The 21,571-nt window shown below is 54.1% G+C and carries 16 protein-coding genes and 1 pseudogene; 13 read left to right on the top strand and 4 right to left on the bottom strand.

Translation table 11 applies throughout. From position 1 onward, the window contains the following. The first annotated feature begins 115 nt into the window (after nt 1–115). Complete coding sequence (locus tag NST08_RS03670; RefSeq protein WP_028407415.1) at nt 116–1,636, top strand: DHA2 family efflux MFS transporter permease subunit; 1,521 nt, start codon at nt 116–118, stop codon at nt 1,634–1,636. A gap of 187 nt (nt 1,637–1,823) precedes the next feature. Here the strand turns inward: NST08_RS03670 and NST08_RS03675 are convergent, their stop codons facing one another. After that, nucleotides 1,824–2,291, bottom strand: a complete 468-nt coding sequence (locus tag NST08_RS03675) for a MarR family winged helix-turn-helix transcriptional regulator (RefSeq protein ID WP_007132432.1) — start codon at nt 2,289–2,291, stop codon at nt 1,824–1,826. A gap of 250 nt (nt 2,292–2,541) precedes the next feature. Between NST08_RS03675 and NST08_RS03680 the strand changes: the two genes are divergently transcribed. Further along, nucleotides 2,542–3,276, top strand: coding sequence for an ABC transporter ATP-binding protein (locus tag NST08_RS03680; RefSeq protein WP_341341469.1), 735 nt, complete (start codon nt 2,542–2,544; stop codon nt 3,274–3,276). Nucleotides 3,277–3,290: 14 nt separating this feature from the next. Then, entirely contained in the window at nt 3,291–4,586 is a 1,296-nt protein-coding gene (locus NST08_RS03685) for an ABC transporter permease (protein WP_341341470.1), read from the top strand. Nucleotides 4,587–4,752: 166 nt separating this feature from the next. Here NST08_RS03685 and NST08_RS03690 read toward each other — a convergent pair whose 3' ends face one another. After that, on the bottom strand, nt 4,753–6,021 hold the full coding sequence (locus NST08_RS03690; protein ID WP_144878044.1) for an NAD(P)/FAD-dependent oxidoreductase: 1,269 nt from the start codon (nt 6,019–6,021) through the stop codon (nt 4,753–4,755). 211 nt (nt 6,022–6,232) lie between these two features. Between NST08_RS03690 and NST08_RS03695 the strand changes: the two genes are divergently transcribed. From NST08_RS03695 to NST08_RS03720, 6 genes are all read left to right on the top strand, one after another. After that, nucleotides 6,233–7,960, top strand: coding sequence for an ATP-binding protein (locus tag NST08_RS03695; protein WP_007132428.1), 1,728 nt, complete (start codon nt 6,233–6,235; stop codon nt 7,958–7,960). A 322-nt stretch (nt 7,961–8,282) separates the two neighbouring features. Further along, nucleotides 8,283–8,717, top strand: coding sequence for a BrxA/BrxB family bacilliredoxin (locus NST08_RS03700; protein ID WP_007132426.1), 435 nt, complete (start codon nt 8,283–8,285; stop codon nt 8,715–8,717). 111 nt (nt 8,718–8,828) lie between these two features. Continuing rightward, entirely contained in the window at nt 8,829–9,638 is an 810-nt protein-coding gene (gene nadE / locus NST08_RS03705) for an ammonia-dependent NAD(+) synthetase (protein WP_007132425.1), read from the top strand. A 558-nt stretch (nt 9,639–10,196) separates the two neighbouring features. Further along, the gene (gene acpS, locus NST08_RS03710) at nt 10,197–10,598 is read left to right on the top strand and encodes a holo-ACP synthase (protein WP_028406117.1); all 402 of its coding nucleotides are present in this window, start codon (nt 10,197–10,199) and stop codon (nt 10,596–10,598) included. Nucleotides 10,599–10,617: 19 nt separating this feature from the next. Next, the gene (gene mutY / locus NST08_RS03715) at nt 10,618–11,955 is read left to right on the top strand and encodes an A/G-specific adenine glycosylase (protein ID WP_341341471.1); all 1,338 of its coding nucleotides are present in this window, start codon (nt 10,618–10,620) and stop codon (nt 11,953–11,955) included. A 31-nt stretch (nt 11,956–11,986) separates the two neighbouring features. Then, the gene (locus NST08_RS03720) at nt 11,987–13,219 is read left to right on the top strand and encodes an MFS transporter (protein ID WP_341341472.1); all 1,233 of its coding nucleotides are present in this window, start codon (nt 11,987–11,989) and stop codon (nt 13,217–13,219) included. A gap of 211 nt (nt 13,220–13,430) precedes the next feature. Here NST08_RS03720 and NST08_RS03725 read toward each other — a convergent pair whose 3' ends face one another. Next, nucleotides 13,431–14,039, bottom strand: coding sequence for a superoxide dismutase (locus tag NST08_RS03725; RefSeq protein ID WP_007133067.1), 609 nt, complete (start codon nt 14,037–14,039; stop codon nt 13,431–13,433). A gap of 284 nt (nt 14,040–14,323) precedes the next feature. On the opposite strand from NST08_RS03725, the gene NST08_RS03730 reads away from it, so the two are divergent. The 4 genes and pseudogenes from NST08_RS03730 to NST08_RS03745 all read left to right on the top strand — a co-directional run bounded on the left by NST08_RS03730 (nt 14,324) and on the right by NST08_RS03745 (nt 20,358). After that, nucleotides 14,324–16,897, top strand: coding sequence for a hypothetical protein (locus NST08_RS03730; RefSeq protein WP_007133066.1), 2,574 nt, complete (start codon nt 14,324–14,326; stop codon nt 16,895–16,897). A 36-nt stretch (nt 16,898–16,933) separates the two neighbouring features. Further along, a pseudogene (locus NST08_RS03735) lies at nt 16,934–17,626 on the top strand (ABC transporter ATP-binding protein); the annotation flags it as partial. Between the two features lie 281 nt (nt 17,627–17,907). Continuing rightward, entirely contained in the window at nt 17,908–19,236 is a 1,329-nt protein-coding gene (locus tag NST08_RS03740) for an ABC transporter permease (RefSeq protein WP_007133064.1), read from the top strand. A gap of 36 nt (nt 19,237–19,272) precedes the next feature. Then, nucleotides 19,273–20,358: an efflux RND transporter periplasmic adaptor subunit gene (locus NST08_RS03745; protein WP_007133063.1), complete on the top strand. Its 1,086-nt coding sequence runs from the start codon at nt 19,273–19,275 to the stop codon at nt 20,356–20,358. A 146-nt stretch (nt 20,359–20,504) separates the two neighbouring features. On the opposite strand, the gene NST08_RS03750 is transcribed toward NST08_RS03745, so the two are convergent. Beyond that, nucleotides 20,505–21,302, bottom strand: coding sequence for a nucleotidyltransferase domain-containing protein (locus NST08_RS03750; RefSeq protein ID WP_007133061.1), 798 nt, complete (start codon nt 21,300–21,302; stop codon nt 20,505–20,507). Between the last annotated feature and the right edge of the window lie 269 nt (nt 21,303–21,571).

Below are 21,571 nucleotides of genomic sequence, written 5' to 3' on the forward strand. Positions count from 1 at the left end.
GGAGGCGCTTTTTATACTGTTGTCAGCTCTTTTTCGCATATCCTTAATCGCCGGGGGATGGGCGCCCTGGGGCGGGCGGTCAAGAGCTGTTCAAAGTAAAGGGGACGAAGGATACGTGAATGCACTGAAACAAAATAAGCGGGGCTATATCCTGGTCGGTATTTTGCTGTCGACCTTTATGGCCGCGATCGAAGGAACGGTTGTCGGTCCTGCAGGACCGGCGATTATTAGCAGCTTCGGCAGTGTTAGTCTAATGAGCTGGATCTTTACGGCGTTCTTGCTAACGATGGCCGTTACGACGCCGATTTTCGGCAAGGTTAGCGATCTGTACGGGCGAAAGCCGGTATTTCTGTACGGCTCCCTCATATTCCTGGCGGGGTCGCTGCTGTGCGGCCTCTCGCAGAGCATGACGCAGCTCATTATTTTCCGGGCGATCCAGGGGATTGGGGCCGGGGCGGTTATCCCCGTGACCTTTACGATTATCGGGGACATCTACAACCTGGAGGAGAGAGGGAAGGTTCAGGGAATGATCAGCTCCGTATGGGGCATTTCTTCCCTGATCGGTCCATTGATTGGAGGATACTTTGTCGACTTTCTGTCCTGGCACTGGATTTTTGTATTCCATATGCCGTTCGGCGTTGTTTCCATCTGGTTGATTCTCCGCTATTTCCGGGAAGAGCGTACAACCCGCCAGGTTTCGATCGATTATACCGGCGCGGCATTGTTTGCGGTCGGCATGACGGCGCTTCTCTTCGCGCTGGCTGTCGGAGGGGGAGAGGGCTATTCCTGGACATCCCCGATGATGCTCGGCCTTATCGGAGGTTCCGTGGTGCTTCTCATTGCCTTTTTGATCGTAGAGAGCCGCGTAAAAGAGCCGATGCTGCCGCTGAATTTATTCAAGATCCGGGATATTTCCGTGTCCACGCTGGCGAATATTCTCGTAAGCGCACTGATCATCGGATTAACCACTTATTTGCCGCTATGGATTCAAGGCGTCAGGGGAGGCAATGCCACCTTGTCAGGTCTGTCGCTAGCTCCGATGTCCATCGGCTGGCTGATCGGATCGGTGATCGGGGGACGCCTGATCGTGAAGACGGGATCCCGCAAAACCGCTTTGATCGGTGTCGTTTTTCTCATCATCGGGGCCGTCGGGCTGGCATTTATGCATAAGGAGACGGCACTCGCCCTGCTGCTGACGTTTACGTTCATTTACGGGCTGGGCTTCGGGTATATTTCGACATTGTTTCAGATTATTGCCCAGTCATCGGTCGGTTATCAGGTGCGGGGAGCCTCGACGGCGCTGAATTCCTTTATCCGGACCTTTGGCCAGACGGTTGGCGTTGCGGTGTTCGGATTATGGGTGAATGCCGGGATTGCAAACCGGCTTGCAGCTGAACCGGATGCGGTCGGCATTACCAGTGACGATATTAACAAGCTGCTTTCTCCGCACGGGACGGCGGAGCTTCCGGAGGGAGCAGGCGGATTGCTGAGCGGCATTTTGGAAGGAAGCTTGAACTCTTTGTTCATCGGCATGGCCGTCATGGCTGTTGTTTGTATGCTGATTGTAGCGGCCTTCCGCAATGCGCCTCCTCAGCCTGAGGATGAGACCGACGGAGAGGCGTCACCGGGGAACTGACCACGCGGCTGTTTCATTAACATAGACACAGACTGAATTTGCATGAGCGAAATGTCCGATGGATGTATTCATAAAATGTTCGTTAGGACTTTTTAAGATGCGGCTATATTAATCATTGAAAAATACGAAGAACCCTGTCTCCCATGGAGGACAGGGTTCTTTCCTATGTTGTCCTTTTTTCAGGACACTACCGACGTGCCGAAGAATGGGCTTGCTTCGCATATTCCCCCATTTTTCGAAGGAGCCGGATGAGCTGGAGCTTCTCCTCTTCATTTAACCCTTCCAGCGCATATAAGATCTGGCGTTCATGCTCAGGATAAAGCCTCTGCATAAGAGCTTCGCCTTGCGGGGTCAGCTCGGCATAGATCACCCGTCGGTCTTCGGGGCAAGGGCTGCGCCGCACGAGCCCCTTCTCTTCGAGTCGGTCGACGACATAGGTCACGTTGCCGCTCTGCAGGAGCAGCTGGGATCCGATCTGCTGAATAGGCAGGCGGCCTGCATTATGCAATATTTCCATGACGGCAAAAGACGTCGGGTTTAAGCCTTCGGTTTTACCGCCGTTTACGACATGCTCGCTCACGCTTTTGAACGAATTGGCAAGCACTTTGTACAGGCTCATCGCCAGCTGAGTCTTTCGATCCATGGATACCTTCATTAATTTTCCCCGCCTTTAACTTGGATATGACATGTCCACCATAATTCCTTCAAATCTAAGATTACTCGAATCACAGGCCGTTGAAACATGCGATTTGTCACAGTCCAATAAAAATATTTTCAATATCCGGCCCGGTGCCCTGCTACGTCTCCGGTCCGAACGGCCAATCAGAATGGATCCTCTTGCAACGAATTCCATCCCTTTACGTATTACCTGAAATAGGAATTCAAATGGATGGGGGATTTACGAGATGGAAATGATACGGGAGAATCATGAATCACAACCAGACCCCGTTCTCGCCGTGAACATTCAGGAAGCCGGATATGAGCCCGGGCGGCCGCGGATACGCGATATCTCGTTCCGGGTCGCTCCCGGCGAGCTGCTCGGGCTGATCGGCCCCAACGGCGCAGGAAAGAGCACGACGATCAAAGCGGTCCTTGGTTTACTGAAAGATTGCAAAGCCGAAGTCAAGATTGCCGGCGATCCGCCAAGATACGCATATGTCCCGGAGCAGCCCGTATTTTACGAGGATTTGACGCTTTGGGAGCACCTGGACCTGGCTGCGGCCGCATATGGGATCGACGATGGACGGTTCGAGGAGCAGGCGGAGACGCTTCTACGGCAGTTTGGCATGGAGTCGGTACGTCATGAGCTCCCCGGAGGCTTCTCCAAAGGGATGAAGCAGAAGATGATGCTCATGATCGGCTTCCTGTCCAAGCCGGATGTCTATATTGTGGACGAGCCGTTTATCGGACTTGATCCAAGGGCAACGAGGGATTTTCTGAACCTGCTTATGGAGGAGAGGCAGCGCGGGGCAGGCGTACTGATGTCCACTCACGTCCTAGATACCGCGGAAAGAATCTGCGACAGCTTTGTCCTCATTTCACAAGGTCAAGTAGCGTCACAGGGAACACTGGATGACATCCGGCTCGCAGCGGACCTTCCGGGTGCCTCTTTGTTTGACTGCTTCGATGCACTGACATGAACGGGGAGGAGGACATGATGGTACGGTCGCGACATGTGAAGAACCCGGGCTCCCTGTTCTGGACAAGAGTACGATCCCATTGGAAGCATCAGCGTGCAAGTCTCGCTACCGTGGCAGATTGGACAGTGATGCTGTACATCATTGTGCCGGGTCTGCTGCTTGGCGGAGGGCTTTATCGGGAGCTATGGACAAGACCGCTTCCCGTCTGGGTTGATTATATCCCGGTGCAGGGAGCTGCTTCGCTTCTGCTGCTGATGTTCTTCGGCAGGGTGCTGCTGTTTCTCGAGGAGGCCGACGTGCTGTTCCTCCGCCAGCATCCGCAATGGATCAAGGGCTTGATGGTCCGCGGGATGGGATACAGCATTTCTGTTTCCGCGGTTAAAGGGCTGCTGTTCACGGGGCTTGCCCTCCCGTTTCTTGTAAGAGGCTATGGATTTGGCGAAGCGACATTAATCCCCCTGCTGCTGGCAGCCGCAGCCTGCGCCTGGTGCGCCAATCTGGCGGGTAGGATGATCCGTTCTCGTTATAAGGGATGGGCAAGGCGGCTTGCGGGCTATTTCAGCCGCTGGCTCTTCTTCGGCACGTTCATGGTAGGCGTGACCTTCGGACTTAAAACGCCGCTTGTTTTATGGTTAGGCGCTGTGATTTTTCTCGTGCTGCTGCTCCTGCTCGGCAGGCACCGATTGCGCATGAAGGGAACCTTCATCTCCGATACGCGGGAGGATGCGAGCACGCGCATCCAATTAACCGAGATGATTATGATCCAAGCGGTCGGCAAGCCCCCAAGCATCCGGAGCAAGACCTGGTTGTTCCGCAAATCGGGGCGCATTTTTAAGGGGGCCGCAGAGAAGCGGCTGGCGGATGCCGGTCTGAAGGCGATCCTGCGCAAGTCTGAAAATCTGGCTGTGTACCTCCAGATCACATTGCTCGGAGTTCCGGCGATCTGGATGCCGCCGCATGTAGTCAAAGTGATCGTCTACATTGCCATGGTCATTCTCATATCGTATTGGCTTCATACCCGTTGGGCGCAGTTTGCCAAAGCGGATTTCATGCATATCCTTCCGTTCAACAACCGCCATTACCGGTCGGCAGGCGTGGTCGTGGTTCGGACCCTGCTGGTATTGCCGGCGTTACTATATTCGTTGGTAGCGGGCCTGACGCTCTTTCCAGGAGCGGCCGGGTGGTTGGCCGGGCTTGCATGTACGGCTGTGGCCGTCATCGTTGCACCGACCCTGACGTCCTTGCCGGTCTACAAGGAGGAACGGACTTTAAGAGAGAACGAGGAAGAAGTCGGCGACGAATCGGCATGAGTGGTTCGATCGGTACCATGAATTGCCGCTTCTTATAATAGTAGGATTGCATTTGGAGAATGAAAATAAGCGCTGGTCAGTCCTTAAGGAGCTGACCAGCGCTTTTCCATGTTGATGGGGCAGTTAGGGCGTCGGCTTTTAGGATACGCCCGAAGGAGGGCGGTAACTATCCGGAAGCGGCCTCTGCAGCGTGCTTGCCAGCCGTGTATCCGGTGGAGAAGGCTGCCGTGATATTGTATCCCCCGGTGTAGCCGTGGATGTCTAATATTTCACCGCAGAAAAAGAGGCCCGGCATCAGCTTGGACTCCATGGTTTTCGGTTGGATCTCCTTAAGGCTTACGCCGCCTCCCGTTACGAACGCCTCCTTCAGCGATCTCGTTCCGGAAGCCCGGAACATGAATTTCTTAAGGGTGGCGGCCAGTCCGGCTACAGCGGTTTTGGAGATGCCGCTGCAGACCGTATCGCTGTCGATCCCGGCCTTGGACAGCAGCAGGGGAATCATGCGTTCAGGCAGATATCCTTTGAGCGCATTCTTAATGCTTTTCCGCGGCTCCTCCTCAAGGTATGTCCTAATTTCACGTTCCATTTCCGGGACGGATCGGTCCGGGAACATATCGATGGCCATGTCCACATTCACGATATCGAATTTCCGCTGAACCTGGCGGATAAACTGGCTGCATCGGAGCGCGATCGGACCGGATACGCCGAAGTGGGTGAACAGCATGTCGCCGCGGTGGGCAATGATCCGCTTACCCTTCGGGTTCCAGACCGACAGCTCTACATCCCTCAGCGAGAGTCCTTGCAGCTCCTTGGAGGCAATCCATGGCTCCGTAGACACGATCGGCACCTCCGTCGGGTACAGCTCGGTGATGGTATGGCCGGCTGCCTCGGCCCACGGATAGCCATCGCCGGTGGAGCCAGTTTGCGGTACCGATTGGCCGCCGGTCGCAACGATCACGCAAGAGGAGGTTATGGTCCTTCCTGATTTTAATTCTATGCCCGCCGCATGATGGTTCTCGAATAGAACCCGGTGCACGGGGCTGTTCGTCAGGATATCGGTGCCCAGCTCACGGACCTTGCCGATCAAGGCGTTGACAACGCTTGAAGCCTTATCCGTTACCGGGAACATCCGCCCGTTGTCTTCCTCCTTAAGCGGAATGCCGAGCCCTTCGAAGAAGGCCATAATATCCCGGTTATTCCAATGCTGAAAAGCGCTGTACAGAAACCGGCCGTTACCCGGAATATTGGCGATCAGTTCATCCTGTTCTTTCGCGTTGGTCACATTGCATCTGCCGCCGCCCGATATGCCGAGCTTACGGCCAAGCTTGTCCCCTTTATCCACGAGTAAAACGGAGGCTCCTCTCTCTCCGGCCGCCACGCAGGCCATAAGCCCGGACGGTCCGCCCCCGATCACAATTACATCATAATCCGGCATGTTTGCTCTTAGCTCCTTTAAGGGTATATCACTAGTAGATCATCCTTATTATATACGGTAACCGTGAATTATCCTAAGTCCTTCAGCATAGGACGAAAAGCCTTTGTTCTTCGTCATTTCAACATGAACTTACAAGATATTGTAATCTGGTGTCGCCTGTGATTTAATCAAAAATATTAGAGGCGTTGTCGAATTGAGGTGATTTAGCGTTGTGCTGAGCCTATGGAAAGATATTCTGCTGCAAGTTCTGCTGTATGGTACGCTCATCTTTCATCTGCCGCTTCTCCTCGACAGACATGTAAATTGCCTGTACAAGAAGAAACCGGATGTTGTGCTGCGATTCCGCGATCATATCGTCATCGCATGCGGAATCAGCATCATTCTATGTGTCCTGCTCTCGGCAATGAGCGATTATTATGTTCCGATTCATCTTGGAGTCGTTCCCCTGTATTTAGGCATTTTATATGGGAGCCGGTTTTCCGGGTTATGTCTTGCAGTCGTATATATAACAACCCATGGGCTGATTTACGGGTTGCCGTTGGCCTGCCTCTTGTTAAATATGCTAATCATATGCTACTCAATGCTGCCTCGGGTATCGACTCATTTCAAGAAGGGCTCAATCCTTGAAAAGATATGCTGGCTATGGAGCGCCCTTGTTCCATCCATGCTTCTCATTGTGGGCCACGAGGCCGTTGACGGAAAAGTCAATAATCATCACCTGAATCCCGATATGATTCTGGTAGCGGTTCTCTATATGCTGATCGGCATGTTCCACTCCGGATTGATTGTATACTGGATTGAAATGAACGCGGAGCGGCTCGCTTCCAATCGACATAACAGCCCTTTGATGAGCAAGGAATCCGTGAGTCCGTTTCTGGATCTCATCCCGCTGGGCATTATAGCTGTTGACCTGAAGGGCAATATCATAGCAGCCAACCACCATTTGATCACGGACTTGAGCAAAGCTGCTTATCCGCATCTGTCAAGGAGCGATATCGTCGGAAAACCGTTACACGAGGCTTTGGACGGTATGTTTCAGAAGGAGCATTTGCTAACGAGGATCGAGAAGGCCCTTCAAGGTATCGAAACGCCGGGAGAAATTGTCCGTAACGCCTCCCGAGTCTACTCGACAGGGATTTACCCCCTTATACATAATCAAACAGGCAAAATTTCGGGGGCGGTTGGGATTATTGAAGACATAACGGAACTTGATAAGCTGCGCTCCGAGTTTATCAATGTGGAGCGTCTCAGCTTAGTCGGTCAGATGGCGGCCGGCATTACGCATGAAATTCGGAATCCGATGGCAGTTGTGCGCGGATTTTTGCAGCTGATGCAGGAGAAGAGCCCGGATACCCTTGATCATTATTACCGTATTGTGATGGAAGAGCTGGACCGTGCGAACAGCATCATTAACGATTTTCTATCCTTGGCCCAGAATCGTACGGCCGAGAAGGAAGAGTGTCATCTTCACGATATCATTCACGAGCTGAGCCCGCTGTTATGGGCGGACGCCAATTTGCGCGGACAGTCCATCGAGCTCAAGCTGGGATCGATGATGCCGAAGCTTCTTTTGAATCCAAAAGAGATGAAGCAGCTGATCCTGAATTTATGCCGCAACGGAATGGAAGCGATGGGGGAGAAGGGAACGCTGACGATCGAGACCCGCCTGGAAGGCGAACAGGTCAAGCTATTCGTCAAGGATACCGGGATAGGAATTCCGGACGATGTACTGCAACGGTTGTTCGAGCCCTTTTTTACAACGAAGAATAAAGGCACCGGGCTTGGGCTGGCACTGTGCATGAGCGTGGTCCAGCGGCACAACGGAACGATTGATGTCAAATCCAGTGAAGGACAAGGCACGGTCTTTATCATATCGCTGCCCGTCCGCTCCTCTCCGCAGACGATGATTGAACCCCAAAGCGCAGCTGCATTCGAATAATCGGATGGACGGATTGGCATCATAAGACAGAGCCAACGGTAAAGGAGGGATTCGGATGAGCAAAAACAATTCCAAGGAGCAAGAGCAGCAAAAGCGTGAAAACAAAGAGCGCCGCGGTGAGCCCATCGTGGACAAAAAGCAGGACGGGATTAATTACCCGGCCACCTAGGCTTGCATCACCTCTTTATCGGCGGGCGGCATCCTACCTTGGATGCTGCTCGTTTTGTATTTTCTTGCTTTCACTCTTCGTGATTGTATAATATAGATAGCGATGAGTTGTTATCAATCGAATAATCTTGTTTATATAAGGAGTGAAGCAGTTATGGGTATGTCTTTTGACCGATATATGCGCGACATGGTTCAGCCAATGCGCGATGAGCTCACGGTTCTGGGGATCCGCGAGCTGACAACGCCGGAGGAAGTGGAAGAGCAGTTTGAGGCAGCTAAAGGAACGGCGCTCGTTGTTGTCAATTCCGTTTGCGGCTGTGCGGCTGGTCAAGCGCGTCCAGGCGTTGCACTTGCACTGCAAAACGAGGTGAAGCCGGATCATTTGTTCACGGTATTTGCCGGGCAGGATAAGGAAGCAACGGCGAAGGCCCGTGAATATTTTGCGCCATATCCGCCATCCTCGCCTTCGATTGCTCTTTTGAAGGATGGGGAGCTGGTACATTTCATTGAGCGTCATCAAGTTGAGAACCGCTCCGCCGAGGAGATCGCAGCTGATCTGACAGACGCATTCAATCGCTACTGCCAGTAATCCGGCAGCAACAAAGCCCCCGAAGCGTTCGGCCTATTCCGAAGCCGCGGGGCTTTTGTTGTAAGTGCCGTCATTGGAGAAGAGAGAAGCCATTCTGAAAGGAGTCTTACGATGAGTCTACAGGAACAGATTATTGCCGAACTGGGCGTCAAGCCATCGATCAATGTGGAGGAAGAAGTCCGCAAGCGGGTGGATTTTCTGAAGAGCTATGTTACCAATTCTGGCACGTCGGGGCTGCTTATCGCGATTAGCGGCGGGATCGACAGCGCGGTTGCGGCAGGCCTGTGCAAGCGGGCAACCGATGAGCTTACGGAAGAGACCGGCAAGGAATATAAAACGCTGGGTGTATTTCAGCCATATGGCGAGCAGGCCGACATCTCGGACAGCTATGCGACGGCGAAGGCTTTTAATCTGAAATATACGGTTGAGACCAACATCGAGGAAGCCGTCAACGAGATTGCGCTTGAAGTGGAACATGGTTTGAAAAACATCGGAGTCAACAAGCATATCAGCATCCCCGGCAAAGGCAACGTGAAGGCCAGAGTGCGGATGGTTGTCCAGTACGCGCTTGCGTTCGAACAGAATCTGCTCGTCGTTGGGACGGATCATGCATCCGAAGCGATTACCGGCTTTTACACCAAATGGGGCGACGGCGCGGTGGATATAACGCCGCTTAGCTCCTTGAACAAGCGTCAGGTGCGCCAGCTGGCTTCCTACTTGGGCGTGCCGCAATCGATTCTGGACAAGGCGCCTACGGCAGGCCTATGGGAAGGGCAGACGGACGAGAAGGAGCTCGGCATCAGCTACGAGGATAACAGCGACTATCTGGAGGGCAAGCAGGTAGCTCCGGAGGTCCAGGAGAAGCTGGAGAGCTACTATCGCAGAACGGCGCATAAACGGAATACGATCCCGGGCATTTAATAGCCCGGAGAGAGCGAACAAGTCCCTTTTGGGGACTTGCTGCGCGGCCTGTGGGCCTGAAAAGCGCGAACAAGTCCCTTTTCGGGACTTGTTTTGCGTCTGGGGCCCTGGAGAGAGCGAACAAGTCCCTTTTGGGGGCTTGCTGTGCGCCTGTGGGCCTGAAAAGCGCGAACAAGTCCCTTTTCGAGACTTGTTTTGCGTCTGGGGCCCTGAAGAGAGCGAATAAGTCCCTTTTTGGGGCTTGCTGCGCGGCCTGTGGGCCTGAAAAGCGCGAACAAGTCCCTTTTAAGGACTTGCTCGGACCTTGGGCCCCGAGCTCTCCTTTACACTCCCACATTCAATGGGCTGACCCATCAGTAGATGTACTGCTGGGTCAGCCCTGTTTTGTTTACTATCGACCCTAATTTGTGCACCCGGCCTTAAACGCTCGAACGATAATTTTTTTCAATAAATCATATTGTGCAACGAAAATCTCGCTTTTGGGGTACAAGCACTGATACAATAGTCTGAGGCAGAATAATGGTCGGACTAGAAATCAGAGAAGGGGCGCGAGCGATTGTGATTTATGGTATCGGACATGATGTGCTGGATATGCGGAGAGTGGAAATTTTGATGACTGGCCCGCATAGCGAGAAATTTGTGGAACGGGTGTTGACCGAAGCAGAGCGGGAGATCGCGCTCCAGAAAGGCGCCAAGCGCACCGAGTTCGTTGCCGGCCGCTTCGCGGCGAAGGAAGCGATATCGAAGTCCTTCGGCTGCGGGATCGGAAGCCTCATCGGCTTCTGGGATATTGAAGTGCTCCCGCATCCGGGCGGGCGGCCGATCGCCAGCCTGTCTCCTGAAGCGTGGAGCCGTCTGTCGATCGGCGATCCAGCCGACTACGCCATCCATTTGACCATTTCCCACCAGCCGGAGCTGGCCTCTGCGTTCGCAGTCGTGGAAAGGATCAGGCAAGGATAACAGAAGGAGATAGACTAGCATGCACACAGAGCGCAATCACGATAGATATTTCAGCAGCGAGCTGCTGGATTGGTATGACGTTAACAAAAGGGATCTGCCTTGGCGAAGATCCCGGGATCCCTATCATATATGGGTATCCGAGATTATGCTGCAGCAGACAAGGGTGGATACGGTGATTCCTTACTTCCACCGGTTTATTGAGCGCTTCCCGACCATCGAGGCGCTGGCGGATGCGCCGGAAGACGACGTGTTGAAATGCTGGGAAGGCCTCGGGTATTATTCTAGAGCCCGCAATCTGCAGAGTGCTGCCAGGCAGATTACGGAGCAGTACGGCGGGGTCATGCCGAGCGGCAAGGAGGAAGTCGCCGGTCTAAAAGGCGTCGGGCCGTATACGGCCGGCGCGATCCGCAGCATAGCGTTCAACATCCCCGCCGCAGCAGTGGACGGCAATGTGATGCGGGTGCTGTCCCGATATTTTTTAATCGAAGATGACATTATGAAGATAAAAACACGAACCCGGATGGAGGAACTGGTGCTTACGCTCGTTCCGGAGGGGAGGGCTTCGGATTTTACCCAGGCACTAATGGAGCTCGGGGCGCTGATTTGTACGCCGAAATCCCCCAAATGCCTGGTATGTCCGGTAATGGAGCACTGTGCAGGCAGGCTTGAAGGGAAGGAAGAGTCGCTTCCCGTTAAGACGAAGGCAAAGCCTCCGCGTCCCGAGCATCGACTGGCAGCCATCGTGGAAGGAACCGGGGTGCACGAAGGGAAGATCCTGATCCGCAAACGGCCGGCGTCAGGACTTCTTGCCGGGATGTGGGAGCTTCCGCATATTGAAGTGACTTCCGGTGCGAGCGCGGTATCAACCAAGGGAGCCACGGAGCAGTCCGGTCTGAGCGCGGTATCGACCAAGGGGGGTACGGTGGCATCAGATACGGCTTCCGTTCATTCCAAGGCAGTCGCGGAGCGGTCAGAGGTGACCACGGTGCCTTCGGAGACTGTCATGGTGCCGTCCAATGTAGCGGTGCCTTCTGAGAAGGCCGCGGTCATCCGGCTTACGGATGGCTTGCTTGCGGAAGGGGTTCCGGTACGGCCGATCGGCCATTACATGGATGCCGAGCATACGTTTAGCCATATCCAATGGAAAATGTCCGTCTACCGCTGTGTATGGCAGGAGGAGCCGGAATCACTCAGCGGGCTGCAGGCCGCTGAGAGCGCTGCTGCGTATGAAGCGGGGGAGACGAACGATTTTCGCTGGATCGATGCCGGCGATATGGAGCGATACGCCTTTCCGAACGTGTTCATCCGCATCCTTACTTCCTATTTCTCCAAGATGGATGGTGCCGGTTCGCGATAGAGGATAAGACGAAATGGAGCTGTGATGCTGCTTGCATAGCTGGAAACATGCGTTGTTATATATCGCCGGAATCGGCGTTTCGAACTTGGGGAACTGGATTTATCTCGTTGCTATCAATTTGCTTGTGTTGAATATGACGGGATCGCCGGCCGCAGTGGCCGGCTTGTTTATCATCCGTCCGCTTGCTACGCTGCTCACCAATTCCTGGGCGGGGAGCATCATCGACCGGGCCAACAAGCGCACGCTGATGATCGTGACGGACGTGATCCGTGGCGCGCTCATCGCCCTGATCCCGTTTATGACGTCGGTGTGGGGGATTTATACGATCATGTTTTTAATCAGCGTGGCGGGCGCCTTCTTTGGACCAACCTCAATTACGTACGTCACGAAGCTCGTCCCGGCTGAGCGGCGAAAGACCTTTAACGCCTGGTCCAGCTTTGCCTCGTCCGGCGCGGCTCTGCTGGGTCCGGCTATCTCGGGCGTCCTGATCGCCTACACGGATATCCGCATCAGCATTATCATCAACGCCGTTTCCTTCTTCCTGTGCGCGCTGGCGATTTATTTCCTGCCGAATGTGGATGCACAAGGGAGCAAGGCCGGCAAACGGGCAGCCATGACCTTGAAGACGCTGGTCCAGGATTGGATTGCCGTGATTGACTTCGGGAAGGCTGCGGCTTATTTTGTGCTCATCTATATCTTGTTCCAATCGGCGATGCTGCTGGGCTTCGCCCTGGACTCGCAGGAAGCGACTTTTATCAAGCAGGTCCTTCAGCTGGGTGACGAGGATTATGGCTTGCTTGTGAGCGTTGCGGGGGCAGGGTACCTCGCAGGCTCCGCCGCGGCATCGTTCACCGTAAAATGGCTTTCGGTCCGCATGCTGATCGGAGCGGGAACGCTGCTGTCGAGTGCCGGCTATTTCGTGTTCTATGCCTCGAACGGATATGCGATGGCGGCAGCGGGATTTGTCATTTTCGGCTTCTTCTCATCGTTTGCGAATGCCGGTTGTATGACGTTTTTTCAAAACCAGGTTCCGATCGATCTCATGGGACGTTTCAGCAGCGTGACACGTTTATTGGAAGGAATCGTGCAGATTTTGCTGACGCTGCTGCTCGGCGTTGCCGCAGATCTTTGGTCCCTGCAGACGGTATGCCTCATCGGTGCCGGTGCGGCATGCGCGGTCTCAATAATCCTGCTTATTGCGGCCTATGTCCCGTCCAAGGCTCTCCACTACGAGTCCCAGCCGTCCGCCGGAGCTTCAAGCTGATCGACCAGGGAGGCAGAGGATCAGCCAATCTGCTTGAACGCACCTCGATAAAAACACTAAAAAAGTGGAGAACAGCTGCTCATTTGTGAGCCCGCCTGTACTCCACTTTTTTTTATATTCAACATAAAGAAGAGCTGCCCCGCAGCAGAATGATCTGCTTGCGAGACAGCTCCTTATTATAATCGGCTTCGCTTAGAGCGAGAACGCTGGATTACTTCGCGCTTTCGTAACGCTTGCCGACTTCTTCCCAGTTTACAACGTTCCAGAATGCGGAGATGTAATCAGGGCGTTTGTTTTGATATTTCAGGTAGTAAGCATGCTCCCAAACGTCAAGGCCGAGGAGAGGCGTTTGACCTTCCATGAGCGGGCTGTCTTGGTTCGGTGTGCTAGTTACGGCCAATTTGCCGTCTTTCACAACGAGCCATGCCCAACCGCTGCCGAAACGGGTTGTAGCTGCTTTCGTGAAGTCTTCCTTGAATTTATCGAAGCCGCCGAGCTCGTTGTTGATCGCTTCAGCCAGAGCGCCGGTAGGCTGTCCGCCGCCGTTTGGTCCGATAACTTCCCAGAACAGGGAGTGGTTAGCATGGCCGCCGCCGTTGTTGCGGACTGCCGTGCGGATGCTTTCAGGAACGGCGTCCAGATTCGAAATCAGCTCTTCAAGGGATTTGTCTTGAAGCTCTGGAGCGCTCTCCAGGGCAGCGTTCAGGTTGGTAACGTACGTGTTATGATGGCGATCGTGATGGATCTCCATCGTTTGTGCGTCGATGTGAGGCTCGAGCGCGTCGTTTGCGTAAGGAAGAGGTGGTAATTGGAATGCCATAAATGAAAACCTCCTGTAAATTAGTTTTTTGGTTATGATCAAGGCCGTCCTTGTTCAGGAAGTCCTTATCATCCGGGCACTGCAGTATGTAACATAGGCTACACTACTTATATTAAACCGTTTGGGGGGATTAAATCAACTTTTATGTTTGAAAAGTCTGAAAGTTCGTTGGAACGGCAGTCCAAACTTTCTCCGCGAATCTATCGTTATTCTAGTATAGCCATCACAATCCGTCGATTGGAATCGATCGGGGGTGCTTGGGCGGAAAGGAGCAGTTTCATAATATGAATAAAAAAAGGTACACAGCGGCAGCCATTCTGCTGGCTGCAACATTGGCGGCCGCGCCGCATGCCGATGCGGCTGCGTCTAAGACGGCGTCATCGCAGGCTGTCGGATCTGCTGCGGCCCAAAGTCCGGCTCTCGACTGGCGTGTGAAGCTTGGCGGCGGCGTCACGGCGACGCTTGAGCAAGCCGACGTATGGCAGCAGAACGGAGACAGCGTGGCCGTATTTACCCTCCAATACAAAAATGGAGGAAAAGCCGCGGCCAGGCTCGTCACGTACTTCCCCAAAGCGGTGCTTCCCGGAGGTTCGGTCAAGGCCGCCAATCCGATATCCAAAGACCTTGCGAAGAAGAAGGTCGAGCCGGGTCAAAGCCTGACCGTAACCTATTACGTCAAGACGGACACCCCTTCCTTGTCTGGCATGAAGCTTGCTATGGACGTATGGAATCCGAAGGTTAAAGGCTATTTGGAGCGTGTCGGGTCATACAGGCTGCCTTCCAATTATTCAGCCGCGGTTGCTTCAGGCGTGAATGCAAAGCTGAGCCTGAGCGGAACTCCGGTTACCGTAAAATCGGAATCGCTGGAGATCATCAAATATGACGGCAAAGTCATCGCCAGGGTAGGCATGTCGATGACGAATAACGGCAGCAGCGCATGGTCGGACCGCGGTTATGACCCGTTCCTGGTCACGAAGAGCGGCAGCTCCTTCCGGCTTCAGCGCGAGGCAGGGCCCGAGGGGACACCGATTCAGCCGAAAGAACGGAAGCTGGTCTATTACATAACAGAAGTTCCAACGTATCTAAAACCGTCGGGCTTGCGTTTTTTATGGACGGAAACCGATGAAGCCTTGAAGCTGAGCCTGCCTGTAGGCTCGTTCCGGCTGCCTGCTGCCACCGCTCCTAAATGGGACGTGCCTGCAGGTGCGGCCAAGTCCCTGACGATTAGCGGCCAGCCTGTCGAAGCGAGAATCCGTCAAGCCACGCTTCGCTCTTCCGGGGACCAGGGGATATGGAATATCGAGATGGCTTTCAAGAACAAGGGGAAGAAAACCGCCAAGATTCCGGCGTATGAGTATGCGATCAAGGCGTCGGAGGGCTCCTATCATCCTTATGCGCCGGGAGATCCGGGGAGCCTGATGCTGACGCTTCGGCCCGGGCAGGAGAAGACCGTAACGATGGAAATCTCCCTGCCGATGGAGCTCAAGCAGGACCGCTTGAAGCTGCAGATGATCGAAGCATCGGGAGATGAGCGCACACCTTCTCCGCCTGCGGGTCAGGAGGAGCCGGGGGGAAGCACAGGCTCGGATGCTCCAAGCAAAGCGAGTCTGCCTTTGGCCTACTTCAGCATACCTTATCAAACGGAACGCCAGTCCTCCATCGGGGTAGAGTATGCGCCCCAGAGTGCCGGCGGGTTTGCTTACACGCTGGAATCCATTCAGCGCCTGCCATGGCAGGATACGGATCTTATTGTAGCCAAACTGCGATTGCGCAATACCCATGAGACGAACGCCCTGCAGCTGCCTGAGCTGAAGGCGGATGTCACCGCGGACGAAAAGACCGTACTCGCAAGTCCCGAGGTCATTGCCGGGGAGCAGGGCTCCTTGATCGCGCCGGGAGCATCCACGGAGGTGTCCGTCCTGGCCAAAATTCCGTACACGAAGGATATCCGCACGCTTCGCTTCAAGCTGTTTGCCCAGCAGGAAAGCGTGAAGACACCTTTCCTTACCCTGACGACGCCGGGACATACGCAGTCGATTGAGCTGCTGGAGAAAGGGAAGCCGTATACCGTCACGACGGCCGGGAAACGGGCAGAAGCGCAGGAGAGACGGACGCTGATTTACGAAGGAGCGGATTCGGATATCATTTATTCCGAACTGACGCTGACCAGCGGGGAGGCGCGCCGGGTACAAGCGGCTTTGCTGAAAGGATATTTCCAAGGTACGGACGGGAAAATTTACGAGGCCGATACCGTGCAGCCGGAAACGCCAATTCAGCCGGGAGGCAAACAATCGGTCGTATTCTGGGCCAGAGTGCCGAAGGGGACGGCCGGAAGCCTGGGACTTGCCTTGGGCACTGCGATGTCCGGGGGCAAGCTTGCCGAGCCGGGCAAAGACGTGAGCGGCGTCCTCGGCGTGAAGAAGATGCAGCTGAATCCGGTTCGTCCGGCCGCAAGCTCCAATCTGACGGGGCTCGACTGGTATCCGTACAGCATTTCCGTGACGAAAGCGATGGGGCATTTGCAGGAGGGCAGCTCGAGCATCTCCATGAATGTGACGGTGGACGTGAAGCGAAGCGACAGCATTACCGCTGCGGATGCCGGCCACAAGCTGATTTTGACGATCAAGGACACCCTGGGACAGACGCAGGAGCGCATCCTTACGCCGGGGACGGATATCCAGGTTCCGGGCACGAGGACGCTTTCGTTTGAAATGACGGATGAGCAGTACAAAAAATTGAAAGGCGGATGGTTTACCCTGACGCTCGCGGACGAATTCCAGAATGAACGGATCACCCTCGGCACTCAAAGCTACAATGTGACGTTCTATCCGAATGTTGTGGAGCCGCCGGAAGAGTAAGAGGGAAACCAAGGACCAGGGAGAGGAAAGGCGAACATGTTGCGTTTGGAAAATGTATCGCACAGCTTCAAAAACGGCAGCGAGGTATTAAAGGTGCTTCATAATATCGAGTTCGAGGTCAAGGAAGGCGAGATGATCGCCCTTCTTGGCAGCTCGGGCTCGGGCAAATCCACGCTGCTGAACCTGATGGCCGGGCTCATGAAGCCGACGGAGGGCCATATTTATATCGCCGGCCAGGATATCGTCAAATATAGCGAGAACAAGCTTGCCGTCTTTCGGCGGAAGCATATCGGATTTATATTTCAAGCCTATGAATTGATCCCTACGCTGACGGTGCGGGAGAATGTAGAGCTTCCGCTCGTCTTTCAATCCGTCCCGAGATCGAAGCGTCGCAAGAAAGCGATGGAGCTTCTGGAGATTACGGGGATCGGCGATAAAGCCGAAATGTATCCTTCCCAGCTCTCGGGAGGGCAGCAGCAGCGGGTCAGCATCGCGCGGTCGCTGATCACGGAGCCTTCCGTTATTTTTGCGGATGAGCCGACCGGCAACCTCGACACCAAGACGGAAGAGGAGATTCTTCGCATCATGATGACGCTCAACCAATCGATGAACACGACGTTCGTTATCGTCACGCATGAAATGGAAGTGGCGGCTCAAATGAAGAAAACGATCATGCTTCGCGACGGCTACCTCGTCACCCCGGGGGAAGGATCGGGACCGGAAGCGCCGCGTCAGCCTGAAGTCATTGCACTGGCTGCTTGCGAGGAGCCAGTTGTGCATAAGCCAGAAGTCGTTGCACCCGCAGCTAGCGAGGAGCCAGCCATGCATTCGCCTGAAGTCATCGCACCCGCGGTTACCGAGGAGCCCGGGGCGCGTCAGCCTGAAGTCGTCGTACCTGCAGCTTCCGAGGAACCCGCAGCTCCCGAGCCGGCAGATGCTGCCCAAGAGCTGCAAGCCGTCCCGTCCGGGCCGGAGAAGGCAGGTGACGAAAGCTGAAATTTGTAGACAGTATGCGGCTTGCCTGGGGCCAGATCAAGCGCCGCAAAGTGGTGACGGCCCTGTGCATGACCGGGATATCGATCGGATGTGCGGCGATCATTGTAGCGATCAGCATCGGAAACGGCGCCCAAAGCTACCTGGAGAAGGAGATCATAGGCGGCTTGAAGCTGGATGAGATTACGGTAACCCCTCAAGGCTCGGGCGGCTCTTCGGATGGAGGCAGCGGGCCTGGCGCGGAGCGGGGGCTATTGACCGATGACAAGGTTCGAGTGATTGAGGGCTTTCATCATGTGAAGTCGGTCATTGCCGCCAAGCAGATGGGGTACTTCCGGTTCCTCTCTTCCGATAATTTGGTTCATGACGGCATCAATATCATGGCCGTTGATTTGACGAAGCTTAAGGAGCAGGGCAACCGTTTCGCGCAGGGCGGGCCGCTGGATCAGATGGGTGCGGTGGTGCTCAACTATGGCGCAACGTCAGGCTGGAAGGATGCCGAGACCAGCGAAAGATTGATGAACATGATGAACAGCGATCCCAACAATCCGAAAATATGGGAAGAGTTATATATGTACGACAGCGCCATTACGGATATGATGGGCAAGAGCATCCAGCCCGAGCGGATGGAAGGCGAACAGAAAGCGCTCGGCCCGCGCCTTTATATCGGGGGCGTGCTCGATGTTCCGAAGGGGCAGAATGCCGAGTTTGCCATCTACGACCGCCAGGCCTATGTATCGTTCGAAACGGCGGATTGGCTGAATGACACCTTGAATTCCAATAATGGAGCCGCCATGAAACAGCGGACGTACGATACGTTAACGGTCAAGGTGGATGATCTTCAGCACATCCAGCAGCTGGAGGAGCTCATATCGAAGCTGGCCTTGAATGCCAGCGACAACTTGGCCGCGCGCGATCAGATCGCTTCCCAGCTGAATACCTTCAAAGCGATTGCGCTCGGCGTCGGCGTCTTCATTCTGCTGCTGGCGTCCATATCGATCATTGTGGCCATGACCATGTCGACGCATCAGCGCCGCCGGCAAATCGGCATCATGAAGGTTCTCGGGGCGAATTCGGGTCAGATCCGCGTCATGTTCATCGTTGAAGCGAGCCTGCTAGGTTTCCTTGGCGGCTTGCTCGGTATCGTATTCGCTTATTTTATCGTTAATGGGCTGAATTCGTTCATTACGGCTTCCGCGGGCATGGCGGGGCTGCAGATTGAGGTGACCCCAAATACGCTGCCGATCGGCATCGCATTCGCTGTGACGACGGGGATTTTTTCAGGGATTTATCCGGCGATCAGCGCCGCCAGAACCAATGCGCTGCTCGCGATCAAGCGGGATTAGGAGACTACCGGATCGGAAAGGACGCTAATATACGGTATGAAAAAAATAATAAAATGGTTGGTTATTGCAGCGGTCATCGGCTTGGTCGGCTATTGGGGATACGGACAGGTAAAGCCTAAGGAAGCGCCGATACCCATGATGGAAGAGCCGCAGGTGATTTCATTTCCTGTCACCGAGGAGACGATCGTGACCACTGTGCAGGTCAAGGGTACCTCGGAATATGGAAAGGAAACGAATGTATACGCCCCTTTTGAGGCGAAGGTGGAATCTTGGAACGTTGCGAACGGGCAGCAGATCAAGAAAGGCGATACGCTGTTCAGTCTAGAGCAGAAGACCATTCACCAGCAGCTACAGCAGAAGGAGGCCGAGCGGAAGAAGCGGAAGCTGGAGCAGGAGCTGAAGGAGTTCACGCTCAATCAGGATTTGGACAATGCCCCGGTTGGAGCGACGGAAGCAGAGCGCCTGAAGCTGCTGGCCGATCAGGAAACCGCCAAGCTGAGCAGTGAGCTGGACGGGGTCAACGAGATGATCGAGGCTCAGACGATCGCAGAATTGAATGAGCGTCTGAAGCAATCGATATACCGGGCGCCGTCGGCGGGCATTTTTCTATTCGACAATTCGCAGAAGCAGCCGCAGTCGGTGACGGCCAATCAATATATCGGCAAAATCGTTGATCTGAACTCGCTTCGGTTCGCTGCCTATGTCGGGGAGAGCGAGGTGTTCAGCATTAAGCCGGGGATGGAGGTTGAAGTGAAAATGCCTTCCATTAAGGACATGAAGCTGAAGGGAAAAGTGGAAGAGGTGGCCAAATTCGCGGAGACGACTTCCCAGGAAAAGCAGACATCCCAGACGCCGCAATTCAAAGTGATCATCTCCCTGCCAAAAAACGACCGTTTGATCGGCGGACTGACCTTGACCGGAGACATCGTTACCGAACGCAAAGAGAAGGCGGTTGTCGTGCCGAAGCTGGCTGTTATGACCGAAGGCGACATCTCTTATGTGATGGTCGATAAGGGCGGCGGTCATATTGAACGGCAGGATATCGAGACGGGCATGCAGACGCTGGATAAAATCGAGGTACTGTCCGGACTGAAGCCGGGGGATACCGTGGTTCTTCAATAGGAAGAAAGACCGACTATTCATAGCAGGAAGAGCAGCAGGCGGGCGAAGAGATGATTCGCATGTGCGGCTTCTTCCACACATACCAGGAGGCTGCTCCAGGTCTAATGACCTTTGGGACAGCCTCCTCGCGTTTTTCTATTTATGCATTAACTATTTTTGATTATCGTGTCATAAATATGCTCCAAATAAGAAATAGAGATCTGCTCGGCTTCTGATCTGGCTATGAAGGTATCCGAGGCTGGCCGCAAGCGTTGGTACATGCGGATCGTGGTTTTCAACGCATGGTAGCAGCTGTTGGCGTCATGAACAGGAAGGGTTCGCTTAAGCTCCTCCAGTTCGCTCTCTGCATGCTCCTCCAGCCTTCGGACCCCTCTGGGCAAATGTCCCTCTTGCATTAGGATCAATGGGCCTAATACCGTGCCGCGAATAAAGGTGATCAGGTCGATGGCCTCAAAGATCTCCCCTCTCCCCAGCTTTGCGGCGCCGTAATGGATCCATACCCAGAAGCGATCCTCCATCCATTGCGGATCGGGAGTTGGATACGAGGGGGAGGTCGCTTGAAGGATCGAGCTGATCTCTCCCGTTCGCTCCCATATGATGAGCGGATTCTCAATCCGCGTTGTAAGCTCCGCCGAGGTGATGAATTTGAGATCGACATGGAGCGGCTGCGGGCCATATAAGCAGATAACCAAGCGGGGTTCGCCGACATGCTCTCCAGTAAAGGCCGATAGCAAGTGGCCTAGCCCTTCTGCAATTTGAATCCGTTCCTCCATGATTGAACTAAGGTAAGCAGCGTCATACACGATAACGAGGTCCAAATCGCTGTATTCATCCATCGTTCCCGTCATCATGGACCCGCCAGCAAGCAGACCCAGCAGTCGATGGTCTTGGCTGAGCTTCGCCTTGGCTTGTTCCAGGAATTGTTCGTGTAAAGGCAATTGCATTGAAACCACTCCTTAAAATAAGACCCATTCCTCAAAATGGGTATTACGCCAATCTACCACCCTCCAGGCCGGACTGTCAATTATATCCTTCAAAACAAGGAGATTCAATTCCTTGTCCATAGCATAAATCTTAATATCAAGCTAATCCTTTCCTTTGAATTTTTAACATGCTTTTAACAAATATAAGAAGTTTTATCCAAGTTGTAAAATGTAAACGCTTCAAATGAAGCGCTTTCAGAAGAAAACTCGTGAATTTAGGAGAAAGTTGT

It is taken from the genome of Paenibacillus sp. FSL K6-1566, from assembly GCF_038050475.1.
In the GTDB taxonomy this organism is placed as follows: domain Bacteria; phylum Bacillota; class Bacilli; order Paenibacillales; family Paenibacillaceae; genus Paenibacillus_AQ; species Paenibacillus_AQ lactis.

Coding starts and splice junctions, on each gene's coding strand:
- NST08_RS03675 (WP_007132432.1), bottom strand. CDS start 2,291: ATGAAGGTATCCATGGATCGAAAGACTCAGCTGGCGATGAGCCTGTAC.
- NST08_RS03680 (WP_341341469.1), top strand. CDS start 2,542: ATGGAAATGATACGGGAGAATCATGAATCACAACCAGACCCCGTTCTC.
- NST08_RS03685 (WP_341341470.1), top strand. CDS start 3,291: ATGATGGTACGGTCGCGACATGTGAAGAACCCGGGCTCCCTGTTCTGG.
- NST08_RS03690 (WP_144878044.1), bottom strand. CDS start 6,021: ATGCCGGATTATGATGTAATTGTGATCGGGGGCGGACCGTCCGGGCTT.
- NST08_RS03700 (WP_007132426.1), top strand. CDS start 8,283: ATGGGTATGTCTTTTGACCGATATATGCGCGACATGGTTCAGCCAATG.
- nadE (WP_007132425.1), top strand. CDS start 8,829: ATGAGTCTACAGGAACAGATTATTGCCGAACTGGGCGTCAAGCCATCG.
- mutY (WP_341341471.1), top strand. CDS start 10,618: ATGCACACAGAGCGCAATCACGATAGATATTTCAGCAGCGAGCTGCTG.
- NST08_RS03725 (WP_007133067.1), bottom strand. CDS start 14,039: ATGGCATTCCAATTACCACCTCTTCCTTACGCAAACGACGCGCTCGAG.
- NST08_RS03730 (WP_007133066.1), top strand. CDS start 14,324: ATGAATAAAAAAAGGTACACAGCGGCAGCCATTCTGCTGGCTGCAACA.
- NST08_RS03740 (WP_007133064.1), top strand. CDS start 17,908: ATGCGGCTTGCCTGGGGCCAGATCAAGCGCCGCAAAGTGGTGACGGCC.
- NST08_RS03745 (WP_007133063.1), top strand. CDS start 19,273: ATGAAAAAAATAATAAAATGGTTGGTTATTGCAGCGGTCATCGGCTTG.
- NST08_RS03750 (WP_007133061.1), bottom strand. CDS start 21,302: ATGCAATTGCCTTTACACGAACAATTCCTGGAACAAGCCAAGGCGAAG.